At 42.5% G+C, this 20,659-nt stretch carries 17 protein-coding genes and 1 other annotated feature; of the genes, 16 read left to right on the top strand and 1 reads right to left on the bottom strand.

Annotated elements, in window-relative coordinates:
• Window positions 1-123 precede the first annotated feature (123 nt).
• Together T356_RS0117730 and glf are read left to right on the top strand one after the other, a co-directional pair.
• Window positions 124-459: a hypothetical protein gene (locus T356_RS0117730; RefSeq protein WP_026515661.1), complete on the top strand. Its 336-nt coding sequence runs from the start codon at window positions 124-126 to the stop codon at window positions 457-459.
• Window positions 460-611: 152 nt separating this feature from the next.
• Entirely contained in the window at window positions 612-1,805 is a 1,194-nt protein-coding gene (glf, locus tag T356_RS0117725; protein ID WP_026515660.1) for a UDP-galactopyranose mutase, read from the top strand.
• A gap of 100 nt (window positions 1,806-1,905) precedes the next feature.
• Here the strand turns inward: glf and fliD are convergent, their stop codons facing one another.
• Complete coding sequence (gene fliD / locus T356_RS0117720; RefSeq protein WP_026515659.1) at window positions 1,906-3,216, bottom strand: flagellar filament capping protein FliD; 1,311 nt, start codon at window positions 3,214-3,216, stop codon at window positions 1,906-1,908.
• 253 nt (window positions 3,217-3,469) lie between these two features.
• Between fliD and T356_RS0117715 the strand changes: the two genes are divergently transcribed.
• The 14 genes from T356_RS0117715 to rpsG all read left to right on the top strand — a co-directional run bounded on the left by T356_RS0117715 (window position 3,470) and on the right by rpsG (window position 20,627).
• Window positions 3,470-5,356 (top strand): hypothetical protein, encoded by a 1,887-nt coding sequence (locus tag T356_RS0117715; protein ID WP_026515658.1) that lies wholly within the window; start codon window positions 3,470-3,472, stop codon window positions 5,354-5,356.
• Complete coding sequence (locus T356_RS0117710; protein ID WP_026515657.1) at window positions 5,349-6,404, top strand: glycosyltransferase; 1,056 nt, start codon at window positions 5,349-5,351, stop codon at window positions 6,402-6,404. The genes T356_RS0117715 and T356_RS0117710 overlap by 8 nt, the downstream gene beginning before the upstream one ends.
• A gap of 149 nt (window positions 6,405-6,553) precedes the next feature.
• A complete protein-coding gene (rpmG, locus tag T356_RS0117705) occupies window positions 6,554-6,703 on the top strand; it encodes a 50S ribosomal protein L33 (protein WP_026515656.1) in 150 nt (49 codons plus the stop codon).
• A gap of 32 nt (window positions 6,704-6,735) precedes the next feature.
• Entirely contained in the window at window positions 6,736-7,011 is a 276-nt protein-coding gene (secE, locus tag T356_RS0117700; protein WP_081777909.1) for a preprotein translocase subunit SecE, read from the top strand.
• A 12-nt stretch (window positions 7,012-7,023) separates the two neighbouring features.
• Window positions 7,024-7,650 (top strand): transcription termination/antitermination protein NusG, encoded by a 627-nt coding sequence (nusG, locus tag T356_RS0117695; RefSeq protein ID WP_081777908.1) that lies wholly within the window; start codon window positions 7,024-7,026, stop codon window positions 7,648-7,650.
• Between the two features lie 157 nt (window positions 7,651-7,807).
• Window positions 7,808-8,233 (top strand): 50S ribosomal protein L11, encoded by a 426-nt coding sequence (gene rplK, locus T356_RS0117690; RefSeq protein ID WP_026515653.1) that lies wholly within the window; start codon window positions 7,808-7,810, stop codon window positions 8,231-8,233.
• Between the two features lie 13 nt (window positions 8,234-8,246).
• Window positions 8,247-8,936, top strand: coding sequence for a 50S ribosomal protein L1 (gene rplA / locus T356_RS0117685; RefSeq protein ID WP_026515652.1), 690 nt, complete (start codon window positions 8,247-8,249; stop codon window positions 8,934-8,936).
• An 85-nt stretch (window positions 8,937-9,021) separates the two neighbouring features.
• Window positions 9,022-10,266, top strand: coding sequence for a CapA family protein (locus T356_RS19990; RefSeq protein WP_051563538.1), 1,245 nt, complete (start codon window positions 9,022-9,024; stop codon window positions 10,264-10,266).
• Between the two features lie 47 nt (window positions 10,267-10,313).
• Window positions 10,314-10,450: a sequence feature (ribosomal protein L10 leader region), on the top strand.
• A gap of 22 nt (window positions 10,451-10,472) precedes the next feature.
• Window positions 10,473-11,051: a 50S ribosomal protein L10 gene (gene rplJ, locus T356_RS0117675; RefSeq protein WP_026515651.1), complete on the top strand. Its 579-nt coding sequence runs from the start codon at window positions 10,473-10,475 to the stop codon at window positions 11,049-11,051.
• 67 nt (window positions 11,052-11,118) lie between these two features.
• Window positions 11,119-11,493 (top strand): 50S ribosomal protein L7/L12, encoded by a 375-nt coding sequence (gene rplL / locus T356_RS0117670; protein ID WP_026515650.1) that lies wholly within the window; start codon window positions 11,119-11,121, stop codon window positions 11,491-11,493.
• Between the two features lie 280 nt (window positions 11,494-11,773).
• Window positions 11,774-15,646: a DNA-directed RNA polymerase subunit beta gene (gene rpoB, locus T356_RS0117665; protein ID WP_026515649.1), complete on the top strand. Its 3,873-nt coding sequence runs from the start codon at window positions 11,774-11,776 to the stop codon at window positions 15,644-15,646.
• A 53-nt stretch (window positions 15,647-15,699) separates the two neighbouring features.
• Entirely contained in the window at window positions 15,700-19,419 is a 3,720-nt protein-coding gene (rpoC, locus tag T356_RS0117660; protein WP_051563544.1) for a DNA-directed RNA polymerase subunit beta', read from the top strand.
• A 125-nt stretch (window positions 19,420-19,544) separates the two neighbouring features.
• Window positions 19,545-19,964 carry a 30S ribosomal protein S12 gene (gene rpsL / locus T356_RS0117655; protein WP_026515647.1) on the top strand — a complete coding sequence of 140 codons (420 nt, stop codon included), beginning with the start codon at window positions 19,545-19,547 and terminating at the stop codon, window positions 19,962-19,964.
• A gap of 192 nt (window positions 19,965-20,156) precedes the next feature.
• A complete protein-coding gene (rpsG, locus tag T356_RS0117650; RefSeq protein ID WP_026515646.1) occupies window positions 20,157-20,627 on the top strand; it encodes a 30S ribosomal protein S7 in 471 nt (156 codons plus the stop codon).
• The last annotated feature ends 32 nt before the right edge of the window (window positions 20,628-20,659 follow it).

The raw sequence follows: 20,659 nt of genomic DNA, 5'->3' as shown, positions 1-20,659 counted from the left end.
CTTAAGAAAATTTTATCAGAAAATTTTCTTAAAAACGAATGACGAAATTACGTCTATGTGGTAGACTAGGGGATGCAAAAGAAAAGAGATGCAAAAGAGAAAAGATTTAGGAGGTTATGCAACATGACAAAAGCTGAGATTTTGAAGAAAGAAATTCTTCTGCAGTATAAGAGCGTAAGGCAGTTTGCTATAGATATGTCTATACCATACAGCACATTGGTTACAGCACTCGATAGAGGAATTGAGGGAATGGCTTACGGAACAGTTATCAAAATGTGTGATCGTTTGAACCTCAATCCTGTTGATTTTTCTACACTTGAGCAGGGTGCAGACCTTGGAAAGAAGATCGTAGAGAATCGTGTAATGCAGCAGTATGTTAAGCTTAATAAAGCAGGACGTAAGAAAATCCTCGATATGATGGGTGATTTTTCACAGTTAGACAAGTATCAGGCTGACTAAGCGAATCTTAAACAAGAAATTAATAAGCGGGACAGAGAATCGTTAGACTCTTTGTTCCGCTTATTTTTGATTATAGAGGCTGTATAAGGTATAATGGGTGGATACGAGAGAAAGGATGGCATGAAGTATAGAATTTTTCATGCGGTGAGGTTATGAAATACGATTATTTGGTTGTGGGTGCAGGATTGTTTGGTGCGGTGTTTGCACATGAGATGGCTGCAAAAGGAAAAGATGTGCTTGTAATAGACAGAAGAGAGCACATCGGAGGAAATATCTACACAGAGAATAAACTTGGAATAAATGTGCATAAATACGGAGCGCATATATTCCATACATCGGATAAAGAAGTCTGGGAATATGTTAACAGGTTTGCCGAGTTTAATAATTACATTAACAGCCCGGTTGCCGTATATGGGGATGAGCTCTATAATCTTCCCTTTAACATGAATACTTTCAGTAAGATGTGGAATATCAAGACTCCCGAAGAGGCTAAGAATATTATTGATGAACAGTCTAAGAAGGAAATTGATAGGATAAACAAGGAAAAAGGCACTGATACTTTTTCTGCTGACAATCTCGAAGAACAGGCACTTAGCCTTGCGGGGAGAGATATTTATGAGAAGCTTGTAAAGGGCTACACTGAGAAGCAGTGGGGAAGAGACTGTAAGGAACTTCCTGCATTTATCATAAGACGTCTTCCGATGAGATTTATTTATGACAATAATTATTTCAATGACAGATACCAGGGTATTCCTATCGGCGGATACACGGAGCTTGTTTCCAAACTTCTTCTTTTGAGTGATGATTCTGAAAAAGTTAGCGGCTCAATAACCGTAAAGACTTCTGTTGATTATTATGACTTTGTGAATATGAGCGGAAATGTTCCGGCAGAGCCTTATACTTCCGTAAACGGAGACAGTTTCGACAAGATTCTCTTTACGGGAATGATAGATGAGTTCTTTGGCTATAAGCTTGGAACGCTCGAATACAGATCTCTGCGATTTGAGACAGAGGAGCTTCCCGATGTTGACAATTATCAGGGAAATGCGGTTGTAAATTATACCGAGCGTGAGATTCCGTTTACCAGAATTATTGAGCATAAGCATTTTGAATATGGAACAGGAAAGGGTACCGTCATAACAAGAGAGTATCCCGCTGATTGGAAACATGGTGATGAGCCGTATTATCCGATGAATGATGACAAGAATAATGAGCTCTTTAAGAAATATACTGAGCTTTCAAAGGAATTCCCGAACATCCTCTTTGGAGGAAGACTTGGTCAGTACAAGTACTACAATATGGATCAGGTTATAAGGGAAGCACTTAATCTGAGTGCTAAGATGTAATGTTTACAAAGCGTTCTACACAAAGAAGCAGCCCGTCGATTTGGCGAGCTGCTTCTCTATGTGATGAAATCGTACGCCGGAACACCGGCGCAGATGGTTCTCAACAGTAATTGTTGAACATCATACCTGAATATTCGCTTGTAATATATGGCGATGATACGTTTTCTTTGCTGTCGGGATTCTTGTAATTTACGACAGGCCTGTCTACATACTTCATCGGATTTACCGATATCTCTTTTGCCAGCACGAGAAGTGAATTTGCAAACTGTTTGATTGGCTCGAGTGAGTCGATATCGTTTGTTTTGGTAACGGCTTCTTTGAGTACATCGGTATCTACTGAGATTGCTCCGTCGCTTTCAAGCTTTATTCCGAGAGCTTCAGTTTCTTTGAGGTTCTGTCTGGCAATTGCTATCGCTTCGGATTTTAGCTTGTCACCCTTGAACTTTTCATCGTGAATCTCGGATGTGTCTTTTACAAAGCTGTTGTAGTTGTCAACGAGCGATGTTATATGTTTCATAAGCGCGTCGTTGTCTTTTTTGACTCCGACATGTATGGAATTTCCGGGCTCTGTGACATCACTTAAGTGAATGTCAAATTTGGATCCGACTGTGAAGTGATTGGATATAGCAGTCTTTTCCTCTCCGTTTAGTGAAAAGTGTGCGTTGCAAGCCGGTGCGGAAACCATGTCGAGTCCCAGAGCTGCAACGGCGCCTTTTGTAAGTTCTCCGTCATTTTCATATATCTCAAATTGACTGAGTTCGCCGGGGCGAAGTCCGGTATGCTTTGATGAGATCTGAAGAGCGGCACGGTTATTTGTTCCTTCCGCCAATTCGGCTGAAAGTCCGATATCCGCTTTGTTTATGAGTTTCTCGAGTTTCTGAAGTACATCTATATTCTTGTCGGCAGAGTAGATGCTGAACTGGAATTCAAATTCCTGTTCGCCGACTTTGACGTCAAATGCGTAGTTGGCAGGAGGCAGTATGCTTGATGAATCCTTGGAAAGCATAAGTCCTGTGTTAACCTGCTGCGAAGCAAGCTGTGATACTTCAATCTCGAAACCGGCATTTCCGATATCTTCACTCGGAGTATTGCCAATATATGAAGCAATAACTTTGTCTTCATCCGTGGTAAAAGCAGAGGTGTGATTGAGAGAAGATTTATCTTCCTGATCGCTCAGATTAAATATATTACTCTGAAGCTGTCTTGCACGCTCTTTTATATCTATTGCGTCCGCACGAACGTTATCATCATTTGTAAGCAGATACAGAGGGGAGTTCTTGTTTATTTTTGCGATTGACTTATACACATCCCTCAGCTCATCCTTTCGATGTGCGTCGGCCTGTGTAACATCTTTTGACACGTGGTCCTGTATGAAATGGTTATAAACACCATTTAGAGATATTCCTGCCATTTTATGCCCCTCCTTTCTTCCTTGATATACGTGCGATATAACGATTCTGCCAATCCTTTGACATCAGACGCACTAGGGCATACTTAGCCACCTTTAGTTACTTCCATTTTATATGTTATCAATCAAATGTCAATCTTTTTACGGTGAAAAAATCCTAAAAAAAGATGATTTAATGAAATATTAATATTATAATTACTTTGTTTTTCTTTTTGGCAAAAGTAAACTAGCAAAAGAATAGATTGGAAAACAAATTATGTGGTCTGTTGATCTTATCGGATTTGTTCTATGTGTGACAGCCGTTCTTCTTATGGCTGCGGATTTTTCATACAGGTACAAAGAGAATATCGGAAGTACTATCCCGGTGGCGTATGCGGCATTGGGCCTGTTTATGTACGCCTTTGCCATTACGGGCTTTTTGAGATGCGTGTTTATTGCGGCATTTCTGTATATAGCGATCAATCTTTTTTATATGGTCAAAAAAAGTGATCTGCGCGCGGAGAGATTGGCTTATTTGTGGAAAAGTCTGGTTTCGCCGGAAGTTATATGCCTTATGGCGGCGGCTGTGATAATAGGTTTTCTTACGTCAGAGCTTGCTTTTTCATGGTGGGATGATATCAATTTCTGGTCCCAGGATGCAAAGCAGATTTTTTATCTGAACGGTTTTGCCGGAAAATACGGGAACGTGTCGCCTGAGTTTGGGGACTATCCGCCGGCGGGTTCTTTATATAAATGTCTGTTTTTATTTGCGGGACTTGGGAAATATAGAGAAAATCTGCAATTCTTAGGTTATTTTGTCACGAATCTTATATTTATGCTGCCACTTTTTGAAATGGTCAGAAAGGCGGCGGATAAGTTTACGGGCGGCAAAAAGACTGCACTTACGATTGCTTATTTTGTGGCAATGCTTCTTTTTCCCGGGATATTCAACGGGATAATCTACTACGGAACTCCGGCTGATGTGACTATGGGAATCGTGTACGGAGCGCTGCTTCTGACATTGTGGTGCGGAAATGAAGCGGATGAGAATTTTTATTACGTGAAGATATTTTTGTATGCGGCGATTCTTCTTTTGACCAAGTCGGTGGGAGCCGAGTGGGCTGCATTTGCGTTTGTATTCGGACTTCTTTTTGGAAAAAAGAATATGAGAAAGTATGTGATGGCTGCTGGGGCGAGCTTTTTGGTTTACGGATCGTGGCTCTGTTTCTGCCTTATAAACAGAAGAGTGGCGAAACTCACGGGGGCGGGAATAAAATTTGCTACTTCGGGAAATTACGTTGCTCCTGCCAATACTGCTGATAAAGCGGGATTTTTTATGAAAGGGTTCTGGCTTTTGCCTATGCACGGCGACAGAAATATGACTTTTGATGTTTCGGCGGGTGCTATGCTGATCGCGATGGCGCTGTTCCTGGTATTTCTTCGCTATAAAAAGATAAAGAGTTCCGGGGAAGTTATGAAGCTTGCGATATTTATCGCATCGACGGCGCTTCTTGCTTATGGGATAATCTTTTTGGCACATATATCGATCTTTCAGACGGAGGATCAGTACCTTGATGCTTATGCTATGTCTCTTTCGATAGCACGTTACGGATGTCCGTTTATGCTTGGCGGTGCGTATCTTTTGATTGGTGTGCTGTATAATGAAGCGGACAGATTTAAGTCATCCAATGTTTTGGCATTAGCATTTCTTGCTTTTGTCCTTATGGTATCTGATTACAAGGGAGCTCTTTTTTATACAAACGGATACAGGGATGTTGCGGAAGAGAACAGGGTGTACATAGAAGATATGATAGGAAATGCAGGAAGACTTCTGGTGAATACCGTGTTGCAGGATAAAGAGCTGTGGAACAAGAGGGTTCTTGTTATGCGTGACGGCCACACTTATCACTGGGTGCATGATGCTTATATCAACAAAGAAGCATCACCGGTTGCTCTTGTGTACGATGGATTTTTGGCTGAATCGGATGATATAGCTTCGATAAGTGCCAAACTTATTGCAAGTCACGCTTCATATTTGTACATTGAAGACGATGATGAAGTTTCCAAAGAACTTTTTGAGCCTCTTTTTAAAGACGGAACCGAGTTTGAAAGCGGCAAGATATACAGAATATTAAAAAGCGAAGGAGGAGTAACGCTTGAGTAAAGGTGCTGTTCCGATTGTTATTCCGGCATATGAACCGGGCGAAGAACTTATAAGGCTGGTAAAAGAGCTTATTGAAGCTGATGCAGAACCTGTAATCGTGGTTGATGACGGCTCCGATCCCGCAAAGTACGGCAATATATTCGATGAAGCCAGAAATCTCGGGGCTGTAATTTTGAGAAATGCCGTAAATATGGGAAAAGGCAGGGCACTCAAGGCTGCATTTAACCACTGTATAAATGAATATGATAACCTTGTGGGCGTTGTTACCGCCGATTCTGACGGGCAACACTCGGTAAAAGACATATGCAGGTGTGGAGAGGTTCTTGCAAATAATATCAAGGCGCTTATTCTTGGGGTGAGAGATTTTGAAAAGCCGGGGATACCTGCCAGAAGTGTGTTTGGGAACAAGACGACAAGTCGTGTCATGAGTCTTTTGCTGGGGCTTAATATAAGCGATACCCAGACGGGACTTCGCGGGATAGGCGTTGACTTTATGAAATATCTTTTGACCGAAAAAGGGGAGCGTTTTGAGTTTGAGACAAATATGCTCATAGCCACAAAGGAAAAGGATATCAAGATCATAGAAGTTCCCGTGGACACCATATATCTTGAGGGAAACAAATCGAGCCATTTCAATCCGCTTATAGATTCATTCAGGATTTATGCGGTGTTCCTTAAGTTTGTGCTCTCATCACTTTCATCAAGCCTTCTGGATATGTTGCTGTTTGGGTTTTTCTGCGCAATATTTGTGAGATTCCCTGTGAAGTCAGGTTATATCATGGTTTCTACGATCCTTGCGAGAGTTATTTCGGCAACCTATAATTTCTTCATTAATTATGAAATTGTTTTTTCGGGCGGAAAAGATCGTTCGAAAGCAGCCGTATCTTATTTTGCGCTTGCGGTAGTAATAATGCTGCTCAGCGGATTTTTTGTAACGCTGGGGCACGGTATTTTGCCAATGCTCCCGGAGGTTTGTGTTAAGATAATTGTGGACTGCGTCCTTTTTCTTCTCAGTTTTTATGCACAGAGAGAGTTTGTATATAAATGAAAAAATTCGTTGACGAAGGTATGCCTGTATGATATATTAGGTAGGCGACAAAAGATTTATGTCTTTTTTTTATGCTTAAAAATGTGGTTATTAGAGTCTTTTGCAGACTCATTTAATTAACAACGACTATTACGCCCGGAGGTGAGATAATGCGTACAAGAATTACATTGGCTTGCACAGAGTGCAAAAATCGTAACTATGACACAACAAAGGATAAGAAGACACATCCTGATCGTGTTGAGATGAAGAAATATTGCCCTTTCTGCAAAGCTCATACTTTACATAAAGAGACAAAGTAATTTCATCCTTGTATAGGAGGTAGACTGCGGGTATGGAAGAGACCAAGGTAGTAGAGAACAAGTCCAAAGCTTCAAAGAAGGATTCTTCATCAAAAAAGAAGTCAGGCAACTCAATCTTCACTAGAGCTAAAGCGTTTTTTGAAGGCGTTAAAGCAGAGGTTGGTAAGATTATCTGGCTTACAAAAGATGTTATTGTTAAGCAGACAACCGCAGTTGTGGTTGCTTCTGTTATTTGCTGCGCTTTGATAGCTGTATTGGACTATGCGTTTGGAGAAGGCATTAATTTCTTAATGTCTGTATCTAAATAATAAGGAGATAATATGTCAGAAGAAATGGAAAAGTCTTTTGAATCTGATGAGGTATTATCAGATTCAACCGCTTCCGCAGAAAATGAGGCAGCGGCTGAAACACAGAGTACTGATACAAACGAAAACGCTCATTGGTATGTTGTGCACACATACTCAGGATACGAGAAGAAAGTTAAGGATAATCTTGAGAGTGCCATCATTAACAGACATCTTGAGAATCAGATCTTTGAAGTAAGAATTCCTCTTCAGGATGTGGTTGAGGTCAAGAACGGCGTTCGTAAGAATGTTCAGAGAAAGATGTTTCCCGGATATGTCCTTGTAAACATGGATATGAATGATGAGACATGGTATGTAGTCCGCAATACGCGTGGTGTTACCGGTTTCGTAGGACCCGGAAGCAAGCCTGTTCCTCTTACAGATGCTGAGATTAAGCCTCTCGGAATCAAGACAGACACAGTTTCTGTTGATTTCGGTGTAGGTGATGAGATTGCTGTTGTTGCCGGAGTTTGGAAGGATACAGCCGGTGTTGTTCAGAGAATGGATTTTGGTAAGCAGACAGCTACCATTAACGTAGATCTCTTTGGACGTGAGACACCTGTCGAGATCAGCTTTGCTGAAGTAAGAAGAATTGACAGCTAATGATGCGCAAATGATTTGCGAAGTAGTTCATTAAAGTTTTTGATATTTAAGCGCGAGAGCGTTTGGATATACAGCCCGTTTCAGGGCAGGTCACTGGAGTGGGAGCATCGTTCCCCGGGAATGGTGCGCCGACCACATATTTTCAGGAGGTGCCACAATGGCAAAGAAAGTCGAAGGATACATTAAGTTACAGATCCAGGCTGGTAAAGCAACACCAGCACCACCGGTTGGACCCGCACTTGGTCAGCACGGTGTAAACATCGTTGAATTCACAAAGCAGTTCAACGCACAGACAGCAGATAAGGGTGACGTTATCATCCCTGTTGTTATCACAGTATATGCAGACAGAAGTTTCACATTCATCACAAAGACTCCACCTGCTGCAGTTCTTCTTAAGAAAGCTGCTAAGATCCAGAAGGGTTCAGGAGTTCCTAACAAGACTAAGGTTGCAACCGTTTCTAAGGAAGATATCAGAAAGATTGCAGAGACAAAGATGCCTGACCTTAATGCTGTTGACATCGAGGCTGCTATGAGCATGATCGCCGGAACAGCACGTAGTATGGGAATCGTAGTAGAAGACTGATGGAGGATGAGAGATGAAACACGGAAAGAAATACTTAGAAGCTGCTAAGCTTATTGATAAGACACAGCAGTATGAAGCCGCTGATGCTATAGCTCTTGTTAAGAAGTCAGCTACTGCTAAATTCGATGAAACTGTAGAAGTTCATATTAAGACAGGTTGCGACAGCCGTCACGCTGATCAGCAGATCAGAGGAGCTGTTGTACTTCCTAACGGAACAGGTAAGACAGTTAAAGTTCTTGTATTCGCTAAGGGCACAAAGCTTGACGAAGCTCAGGCTGCTGGTGCAGATTTCGTTGGTGGCGAGGAGCTTATTCCTAAGATCCAGAACGAAGGATGGCTTGATTTCGACGTTGTAGTTGCTACACCTGACATGATGGGTGTTGTAGGACGTCTCGGTAAGGTTCTCGGACCTAAAGGTCTCATGCCTAACCCTAAGGCAGGCACAGTTACTATGGATGTAACTAAGGCTGTTAATGATATCAAAGCCGGTAAGATCGAGTACAGGCTTGACAAGGCTAACATCATTCATGTTCCCGTTGGAAAGGCTTCTTTCTCAGAGGAACAGCTTGAGCAGAACTTCAACGCACTTATGGATGCAATCGCAAAGGCTAAGCCTTCATCTGTAAAGGGTCAGTACCTCAAGAGCATCACTCTTGCAACAACAATGGGCCCCGGCGTAAAAGTTGTAGCAAACAAGTATTGATAAATACTGATAAATACTTAAGGAACGAACCGAACGGTTCGTTCCTTTTTTGTCCTTCTCTACATATTGTGCTATACTCTTTTTTATGAGACAACATTTTGATAGAAGCACTACACCTTTTAAAACTGCATTATATTTTTTTGTTGTTACATTTTTGGTTGTTGTATTTGGTGGGATTTTTGTTATAGGAATACTTGCCATTTTTGATGAAAAAGGAGATTCGACGGATAATCTTTTCGGAGGTTGGGAGAGTATACCCGAAGCCGGCTATGCAGAAAATGTTGCAATTACAGATGACGAAAATGCAAGAAATAATGCAACTGTTTCCGAAGAGGATAAAGAATATACATATTCCATCAAGACCAAAGATAAAGATTATGTGACGATCGGTTTTGCGGGAGATATTCTTTTCGATGACAACTATGCGGTTGGAGAGGCTTTTAAGAGACACGGAGATTCCGTGAAAGGTGTTTTTGGAAAAAGACTTCTTTCGAAGATGAAAAATGTTGATATAATGCTCGTCAATAATGAGTTCCCTTATTCTTTAGGCGGAGCACCGACACCCAACAAGACTTATACATTCAGGGCAAGACCCGAAACGGCAAAGATTCTTGGAGAAATGGGTGTTGATATGGTATCGCTTGCAAATAACCATGCGTATGATTATGGCGAGCAGGCTCTTTTGGACTCATTCGATGTACTCGACAAAGCCGGAGTTGTCTATGGTGGTGCAGGAAAAAACATCGATGAAGCTTCACATCCCATTTATTATTTAACTGAAAATGGAATGAAGATCGCTGTTATATGTGCAACTCAGATTGAAAGGCTCGATAATCCCGATACAAAAGGTGCGACTGAGACAGCGCCGGGAGTTTTCAGATGTCTTGATGATTCTCTTTTGCTTGACAGGATCAAAGAGGCCAGAGAGAAAAATGCATTTGTTGTAGTATTTATACATTGGGGAACGGAGAGTACCACAGATATTGATTATCTTCAAAGAGATCAGGCAATTGAGATCGCGGATGCGGGAGCGAATCTGATAATCGGTTCCCATCCTCATGTTCTGCAGAAAATAGATTACGTAAATGGAGTTCCCGTTGTTTACAGTCTTGGGAATTATATTTTTACTTCAAAGACTCAGGATACGGGAATGGTGATAGCGACTCTTCATAAGAACGGAAGCGTAAATCTTCAGTTTGTTCCCGGAATTCAACAGTCCTGCACGGTCTTTGAAGCAGACGGAAGTGAGAAAAAGAGGATCATTGATTCTATGAGCAATATGTCTCCGGGAATAAAGATAGATGACAAGGGATATATAAGTCCCAAATAAGTAGTTGACAATAACTTTATCGTATGGTATCTTATATGAGGTTTTTCGTGTGATGCGAAGACTTGCCGAAGACAGCAGGTGTTCCTGTTTTGGAACATAATGATGAATAAGCGCCTGCCGAGGAAAAGTTATAGTTTCAGACTTTTCAACTCTCGATGTCTTCGAGAGTTTTTTTTCGGAGTTTATTCTAATAAGGAGGTAAAAAAATGGCAAAGGTTGAACTTAAAAAGCCTGTAGTTGAAGAAATCGCAGAGAAGATTAAAGACGCTCAGGCAGTTGTTCTTGTAGATCACCGTGGACTTACAGTTGCGCAGGATACAGAGCTTCGTAAGAAACTTCGTGAAGAAGGCGTAACTTACAAGGTTTATAAGAACACAATGATGAACTTCGCGTTCAAGGGAACAGATTTCGAGCAGCTTGGAGATCTTCTTAACGGACCTAGTGCTATGGCTGTATCTGCTACAGATCCTGCAGCTCCTGCACGTGTCCTTTATCAGTTTGCTAAGCAGGCTAAGGCTCTTGAGATTAAGGGTGGTGTTATAGAAGGAAAGTTCTATGACGCAGCAGCTATGACTGAAATCGCTGAGATCCCTTCAAAGGATGTTCTTCTTTCAAAGTTGCTTGGCTCTATGCAGTCACCTATTACAAACTTCGCTCGCGTTATCAAACAGATCGCAGAGAAGAATGGCGAAGGAGCTCCTGCAACAGAGGAAGCTGCTCCGGCTGAAACAGCTGAAGCACCCGCAGCAGAAGAAGCTGCAGCTGAAGCACCTGCGGCAGAGTAATCTGTGCATTGCTTCGTAAAAAACGATACATATAATTTTATGAATAAAACTATACGGAGGTATAAAAATGGCAAAGTTGTCTACAGCAGAAATTATTGATGCTATCAAAGAGTTAACAGTTCTTGAATTAAATGATCTTGTAAAGGCTTGCGAGGAAGAGTTTGGTGTATCTGCAGCAGCTGGAGTAGTAGTTGCAGCAGCAGGCGCTGGCGCAGCAGGTGCTGAAGAGAAGACTGAGTTCAACGTTGAGCTTACAGAGGTTGGTGCTAACAAGGTTAAGGTTATCAAGGTTGTTCGTGAGATCACAGGTCTTGGACTTAAGGAAGCAAAGGATCTCGTAGAGGGCGCTCCTAAGGTAATCAAAGAGAACGTTTCTAAGGCTGAAGCTGATGATATCAAGGCTAAGGTTGAGGCTGAAGGTGCTAAGGTTACTCTTAAGTAATTTAATCTTCATACTGAATTATGAGGCGGATTGCATAAGCAATCCGTCTTTTTTCATCTGAACCCAAAAAGTTATGCAGGGATTCTTTGTTCCTCTCTGCATGAAATCTAAAATTTCATGGAAACAAATATTAAATTTTGCTTGACATGAAGTTTCTATAGAAGTACAATGGATGATGCACTATTATGGTGTAGTGTGTCTTACTGTGCATTTTTATACAGTCTTGCACGTAAGAGTCTTTATCAATATCAAAAAAACTTAAAGAACGGGGTGAATGTCAATGGAAAAAAACAGATTACATCCTACCGGCTCTGGTAAGAACATACGAATGAGCTTCCAGCGCCAGAAGGAAGTCCTGGAGATGCCGAACCTGATTGAAGTTCAGAAGAATTCCTATCAGTGGTTTCTCGACGAAGGCTTGAAAGAAGTCTTTGACGATATCTCTCCTATTGAGGACTACAGTGGCAAACTCAGTCTGGAATTTGTTGATTTCAAGCTTTGTGAGGATGAGATTGACAAAAATAAGAATACGATTGAGAAGTGCAAGGAGAGAGATGCAACATTTGCTGCACCTTTAAAGGTAAAGGTTCGCCTTCACAACAAGGAAAAGAACGAATTTACGGAACATGAAATATTTATGGGCGACCTTCCTCTTATGACTGCGACGGGCACGTTCGTTATTAACGGAGCCGAGCGAGTTATAGTCAGTCAGTTGGTACGTTCCCCCGGTATCTACTATGATATCACATACGATAAGGTTGGAAAGGAACTTATAGCATGTACTGTTATTCCTAACAGGGGTGCATGGCTTGAGTATGAAACAGACTCCAACGACGTATTCTACGCAAGAGTTGACAGAACCAGAAAGGTTCCCGTTACAGTTCTTATCAGAGCTCTCGGAATAGGTACAAATGAAGAAATTCTCGAACTCTTTGGCGATGAGCCCAAGATTCAGGGAAGCTTTTCAAAGGACGCTTCATCAGATTATCAGAGCGGCCTTCTTGAGCTGTACAGAAAAATTCGTCCCGGTGAGCCTCTTTCGGTAGAGAGCGCAGAGAGTCTTATCAATGCAATGTTCTTCGATTCAAGAAGATACGACCTTGCTAAGGTAGGAAGATATAAGTTTAATAAGAAACTTCATTTCAAGAACAGAATTAATGGTCATGTGCTTGCACAGGACGTTGTTGACGAGCTTACAGGTGAGATGATCGCATCTGCAGGTACTAAGGTTGACCGCGCACTTGCAACAGAGATCCAGAACAGTGCTATTCCTTATGTATACCTTCAGGAGGAAGAGCGCAATGTTAAGGTTCTTTCAAACATGATGGTTGATATTACACATTTCATTGAGTGCGATCCCGCAGAACTCGGAATCAATGAGGATGTTTATTATCCTGTACTTAAAGAGATCCTTGATGAGTACACAGCAAAGAACGACCCCGAAGGTCTTGCTGAGACAATCAAGAAGCGTGTACATGAGCTTATTCCCAAGCATGTTACAAGAGAAGATATCATTGCTTCCATCAACTATAACATCAACCTTGAGTATGGTATCGGTAATGACGACGATATCGATCACTTGGGTAACAGACGTATCCGCTGCGTAGGTGAGCTTCTTCAGAATCAGTATCGTATCGGTCTTTCAAGACTTGAGAGAGTTGTTCGTGAGAGAATGACAACTCATGATACAGAGGAAGTATCTCCTCAGATCCTTATCAATATTAAGCCTGTACAGGCAGCTGTTAAGGAGTTCTTTGGTTCATCACAGCTTTCACAGTTCATGGACCAGAACAACCCTCTTGGTGAGCTTACTCACAAGAGACGTCTTTCAGCTTTGGGACCCGGTGGTCTTTCAAGAGACAGAGCCGGATTCGAGGTTCGAGACGTACACTATACACACTATGGACGTATGTGCCCTATCGAGACACCTGAAGGACCTAACATCGGTCTTATTAACTCACTCGCAAGTTATGCAAGAGTTAATGATTATGGTTTCGTAGAGGCTCCATACCGTAAGGTTGACCAGTCCGATCCGGAAAATCCCAGAGTTACGGACGAGGTTGAATACCTTACAGCAGATGAAGAAGATAATTATCATGTAGCTCAGGCTAATACACCTCTTGACGAGAACGGATGCTTCAAGAACAACACAGTTTCCGGTCGTTACAGAGAGGAGACTTCAGCATATCCCAAGACTGCATTTGAGTATATGGACGTGTCTCCCAGAATGGTATTCTCTGTAGCTACAGCACTTATTCCTTTCCTTGAGAACGACGATGCTAACCGTGCCCTTATGGGATCAAACATGCAGCGTCAGGCAGTGCCGCTTCTTACTACAGAAGCTCCTGCAGTAGGTACAGGAATGGAGCGTAAGGCAGCTGTTGACTCAGGTGTCTGCGTAGTTGCAAGAAAAGCGGGAACTATTGATTTTGTTGACAGTAAGCTTATTCAGATGACATATGATGATGGAGAAAAAGAAGAATTCCATCTTATTAAGTTCCAGAGATCTAACCAGAGTAACTGCTACAATCAGAGACCTATCGTATTCAAGGGTGACCACGTAGAAGCAGGACAGGTTATTGCCGATGGTCCTTCAACTTCACAGGGAGAACTTGGTCTTGGTAAGAACCCTCTCATCGGATTCATGACATGGGAAGGTTACAACTACGAGGATGCTGTTCTTCTTTCAGAGAGACTTGTACGTGATGATGTATTTACATCTGTTCACATTGAAGAATACGAAGCAGAAGCTCGTGAGACAAAGCTTGGACCTGAAGAGATCACAAGAGACGTTCCCGGTGTCGGTGATGACGCACTCAAGGATCTTGATGATCGCGGAATTATCCGCATCGGTGCAGAGGTTCGTGCAGGTGACATTCTTGTTGGTAAGGTTACACCTAAGGGTGAGACAGAACTTACAGCAGAAGAGAGACTCCTTAGAGCAATCTTTGGTGAGAAGGCAAGAGAAGTAAGAGATACATCTCTTAAGGTTCCTCACGGTGAGTACGGTATCATCGTTGATGCAAAAGTATTCACAAGAGAGAACGGAGACGAGCTTTCACCCGGTGTTAACCAGGCGGTTCGTATCTATATAGCACAGAAGAGAAAGATTTCCGTAGGTGATAAGATGGCCGGACGTCACGGTAACAAGGGTGTCGTTTCCCGCGTACTTCCTATTGAGGATATGCCTTATCTTCCTAACGGCAGACCTCTTGACATCGTGCTTAACCCTCTCGGCGTTCCTTCCCGTATGAATATCGGACAGGTCCTCGAGATTCACCTTTCACTTGCTGCTAAGGCACTTGGATTTAATATTGCTACACCTATTTTCGATGGTGCTAACGAGATAGATATCCAGAATACACTTGAGATGGCTAACGATTACGTTAACAGCTCATGGGAAGATTTTGAAGCTAAGTATAAAGACCTTGTTGTTCCTGAAATCATGGATTACTTATATGAGAACAGGGATCACAGAGAACTCTGGAAGGGTGTTCCTATCAGATCGGACGGAAAGGTTCAGCTCCGTGACGGTAGAACAGGTCAGAAGTTTGACAGCCCGACAACAATCGGTCACATGCATTACCTTAAGCTCCACCATCTGGTTGACGATAAGATCCATGCTCGTTCAACCGGCCCTTACTCACTTGTTACACAGCAGCCTCTCGGTGGTAAAGCGCAGTTCGGTGGACAGCGTTTCGGAGAGATGGAGGTTTGGGCACTGGAAGCATACGGTGCTGCATACACATTGCAGGAGATTCTTACAGTTAAGTCTGATGATGTTGTAGGACGTGTTAAGACATATGAAGCTATCATCAAGGGTGACAATATACCTGAACCCGGAGTACCTGAGTCATTTAAGGTTCTTTTGAAAGAGCTTCAGTCACTCGGACTTGACATCAAAGTTCTTCGCGAAGACAACACAGAAGTTGAAATCAAAGAGAGCGTTGATTATACAGATTCTGATTATCGCACAGAGATTGAAGGCGATAACGCAGGTCGTGACTATGGACAGGAATCATTTGAGGCAAACGGTTATACACAGCAGCGTTTCGATGAAAGTGGTGAACTTGTATCGGAAGTAGAAGATTCCGGAAACTTTGATTCAGATGACAATTATGACGATTTTGACGACGCATCTGATGACGAGTGATTTGCAGTAACTAATAAAGCAAAGAAAAGAGGTTACGAATGTCTGATTCAACAATGAATAAAGCAATAAATGAGGCTTCAAGTGGAAGAACAACCCAGCAGCAGACCTATCAGCCGATGACTTTCGACTCAATTAAGATCGGTCTTGCTTCTCCTGAGAAGATCAGAAGCTGGGCACATAGAATTGATAACGATCCCAAGAGCGGAGAAGTTACCAAGCCTGAAACAATTAACTACAGAACATTAAAGCCTGAAAGAGACGGTTTGTTCTGCGAAAGAATTTTTGGACCTACCAAGGACTGGGAATGTCATTGTGGTAAGTACAAGAAAATTAGATATAAGGGTGTTGTCTGCGACCGTTGTGGCGTAGAGATCACAAAGAGCAGCGTACGTCGTGAGAGAATGGGATACATCGAGCTTGCAGCTCCTGTATCACATATCTGGTACTTCAAGGGTATTCCCAGCAGAATGGGACTTATCCTTGACCTTTCACCCCGTGTGCTTGAGAAGGTGCTGTATTTTGCATCTTATATAGTACTTGATCCCGGCGAAACAACACTTGATTACAAGCAGGTACTTTCAGAGAAAGAATATCAGGACGCAAGAGAAGAGTGGGGACCTAAGTTCCGCGCAGGAATGGGCGCCGAGGCTATTAAAGAGCTTCTCCTTGATATCGATCTTGAGAAGGAATATCAGGAGCTTAAGGAAGGTCTTGATACTTCAAGCGGACAGAAGAGAACAAGAATCATCAAGCGTCTCGAGGTTGTAGAAGCCTTCAGAGAGTCAGGAAACCTTCCTGCATGGATGATCATGGATTGCATCCCTGTAATCCCTCCGGATCTTCGTCCTATGGTACAGCTTGACGGTGGACGTTTTGCAACATCAGATCTTAACGATCTTTACAGAAGAATTATTAACAGAAACAACAGACTTAAGAGACTTCTTGATCTCGGCGCACCTGATATCATTGTTCGCAACGAGAAGAGAATGCTTCAGGAAGCTGTTGATGCCCTCATCGATAACGGTAGAAGAGGAAGACCTGTTACAGGACCCGGAAACAGAGCACTTAAGTCACTTTCAGATATGCTTAAGGGTAAGTCCGGAAGATTCCGTCAGAACCTCCTTGGTAAGCGTGTTGACTATTCAGGACGTTCAGTTATCGTAGTAGGACCCGAGCTTAAGATTTATCAGTGTGGACTTCCCAAGGAAATGGCTATCGAGCTCTTTAAGCCTTTCGTTATGAAGGAGCTTGTTTCCAGAGGAATTTCACAGAATATAAAGAATGCCAAGAAGCTTGTTGAGAGACTCGATGAGCAGGTATGGGATGTTCTTGAGGATGTTATCAAAGAGCACCCTGTTATGCTTAACCGTGCTCCCACACTTCACAGACTTGGTATTCAGGCTTTCGAGCCTATCCTTGTAGAAGGTAAGGCTATTAAGCTTCATCCTCTTGTATGTACACCTTTCAACGCCGACTTCGACGGAGACCAGATGGCTGTACACCTTCCTCTTTCAGTAGAGGCACAGGCAGAGTGTAGATTCCTTATGCTCTCACCTAATAACTTGCTTAAGCCTTCAGATGGTGGCCCTGTAAACGTTCCTACACAGGATATGGTACTTGGTATCTACTATCTTACACAGGAAAGACCCGGTGCTATGGGGGAAGGCAAGTTCTTCAAGAGCGTAGACGAGGCTATTCTTGCATATGAGAACGGTTACTGCACATTGCAGACCAGAATCAAGATCAGAATGGAAAGAAATAAGCCTGACGGAACAGTTGAAAGCGGAATCGTAGAGTCAACTCTCGGAAGATTCCTCTTCAATGAGATTATTCCTCAGGATCTTGGATTTGTAGACAGAAGTGTTCCTGAGAACACATTTAAGCTTGAAGTAGACTTCATGGTTGGTAAGAAACAGCTTAAGCAGATTGTTACCGCTATGATCAATACTCACGGAACATTTGCAACAGCTGAGGTTCTTGATAATATCAAGGCTACAGGTTATCACTACTCGACAAGAGCAGCTATGACCGTTTCAATCGCTGATATGACAGTGCCTCCGCAGAAGCAGCAGATGCTTGATGAAGCACAGGCTACAGTTGATAAGATCGCAGCAAACTATCGCCGTGGTCTCATCACTGACGAAGAGCGTTATCGTGCAGTTGTTGATACTTGGATGGAGACCGATAAAGAACTTACAGATGTGCTTCTTGCAGGTCTTGATAAGTACAACAACATCTACATGATGGCTGACTCAGGTGCCCGTGGTAGTAACCAGCAGATCAAGCAGCTTGCAGGTATGCGTGGACTTATGGCTGATACAACAGGTCGTACTATCGAGCTTCCTATCAAGTCTAACTTCCGTGAAGGACTTGACGTTTTGGAATACTTTATGTCAGCTCACGGTGCTCGTAAGGGTCTGTCAGATACAGCTCTTAGAACAGCCGATTCAGGATACCTTACACGTCGAATGGTTGACGTATCACAGGAACTTATTATTCGTGACATTGACTGCTGTGCTGATAAGGATGTTATCCCCGGAATGACAGTTAAGGCATTCATGGATGGTAAGGAAACAATTGAGCCTTTGAAGGACAGAATCACAGGAAGATATTCATGTGAGACCATCAAGGACAAGGACGGAAACGTAATCGTTAAGAAGAATCATATGATTACTCCTTCTCGTGCCGCTAAGATCCTTTCAGTAGGTGTTAATGCTAAGGGACAGCCTGTTGAGGCAGTTAAGATCCGTACAATTCTTACTTGCCGTTCACACAACGGAATCTGTGCTAAGTGCTACGGTGCTAACATGGCAACAGGAGAGGCTGTACAGGTCGGTGAGGCAGTTGGTATCATCGCTGCTCAGTCAATCGGTGAGCCCGGTACACAGCTTACAATGAGAACATTCCATACCGGTGGTGTTGCCGGTGGCGATATCACACAGGGTCTTCCCCGTGTAGAGGAGTTGTTCGAAGCAAGAAAGCCTAAGGGACTTGCAATTATCTCAGAGCTTGACGGAAGAGCTGAGATCAGAGATACAAAGAAGAAGCGTGAAGTTATCGTAACAAATGATGAGACAGGCGAATCAAAGGCTTACCTCATTCCTTACGGATCACGTATCAAGGTTCAGGACGGAACAACAATTGAAGCCGGTGACGAACTTACAGAAGGTTCAGTTAACCCTCATGATCTTCTTAAGATCAAGGGAATCCGTGCAGTTCAGGATTACCTCTTGAGAGAAGTTCAGAGAGTTTACCGCTTACAGGGTGTTGATATCTGTGATAAGCATATCGAAGTTATCGTTCGTCAGATGCTTAAGAAAGTAAGAATCGACGAGAGCGGAGATACAGATTTCCTTCCCGGAACACTTGTAGATGTGCTTGACTTTGAAGATAGTAATGAAGAACTTATTTCTGAAGGAAAGAGACCTGCAGAAGGTAAGCAGGTAATCCTTGGTATTACCAAGGCAGCTCTTGCAACAAACTCATTCCTTTCAGCAGCTTCCTTCCAGGAAACAACTAAGGTTCTTACAGATGCTGCCATCAAAGGAAAGGTTGATCCGCTTATCGGACTTAAAGAGAACGTTATTATCGGTAAGTTGATTCCCGCAGGTACAGGTATGAAGAGATATAGAAATACACCTCTTAATACCGATGCAAACTTCTCAGATCCCGAAAAGCTCATTCTTAAGAAAAAGAAGAGAGATTTAGGTGATGAAGTTATTGTCGACGAGGATGATTTCGATGAGGAAGTTTCAGTTTCTGAAGACGAATAATAAAAAAGTTGACATAATTTTGATTTATACTTATACTTTATAATTGCGTGTACTTTCAAAGGGGTGATTTTTTACCCCTTTGTTGTATGCATATATGTTTTACATCAAAACAGGAGGTGAAAGGAATGCCAACATTTAACCAGTTAGTTAGAAAGGGTCGTCAGACATCTGTTAAGAAGTCTACAGCACCTGCGTTGCAGAAGGGTTTTAACTCTCTTCATAAGAAAGCAACTGCAACAGCTTCTCCTCAGAAGCGTGGTGTTTGCACAGCAGTTAAGACAGCAACCCCTAAGAAGCCTAACTCTGCTCTGAGAAAAATCGCCAGAGTACGTCTTTCTAACGGTATCGAGGTAACAAGCTACATTCCCGGAGAAGGTCACAACCTTCAGGAGCATAGCGTAGTTCTCATCCGTGGTGGAAGAGTTAAGGATCTGCCTGGTACAAGGTATCACATCATCAGAGGTACTCTTGATACTGCAGGCGTAGCCGACAGAAAACAGGCTCGTTCTAAGTATGGCGCTAAGAGACCTAAGGCTGCCAAGTAATTTATTAATTGATCTAATTTTTTAAGTGTTGGGATTCTATTCTGTATAGATATAGTAGTAACACGCCTGTATTACGGGCAGTATTATTGTTCTAAAGTTAGAAAACCGCACGTACACTAAATTAGTGAGTACCGATGATTTATAGTAAGCAGTGAATTTTATTCACTAGCGATTCTAAAGGAGGGAAGAACCGTGCCGCGTAAAGGACATATTGTAAAACGTGACGTATTAGCAGATCCTTTATACGATAACAAGGTAGTAACAAAGCTTGTTAATCAGGTTATGCTTGATGGTAAGAAGGGTGTTGCTCAGAAGATCGTATATGGTGCATTTGCACAGGTAGAAGAGAAGGGTGGAAAGCCTGCTCTTGAAATTTTCGAGGGAGCTATGAATAACATCATGCCTGCTCTCGAAGTTAAAGCTAGACGTATTGGTGGTGCTACTTACCAGGTTCCTATCGAGGTTAGACCTGATAGACGTCAGGCGCTTGCACTTCGTTGGCTTGTAACATTCTCACGTGCAAGAGGCGAGAAGACTATGGTAGACAGACTCGCTTCAGAGATTATGGATGCATACAATAACACTGGTGCAGCTGTAAAGAGAAAAGAAGACATGCACAAGATGGCAGAAGCAAACAAGGCATTCTCACATTACAGATTCTAATCTGGTGAGATTTAGATTTTTAGGAGGAAGAA

The sequence above is a fragment of the Butyrivibrio sp. LB2008 genome, assembly GCF_000621565.1.
In the GTDB taxonomy this organism is placed as follows: Bacteria; Bacillota; Clostridia; order Lachnospirales; family Lachnospiraceae; genus Butyrivibrio.
The sequence above is the reverse complement of the archived record's forward strand: the minus strand, read 5'-3'. Positions and strand labels throughout refer to the sequence as shown.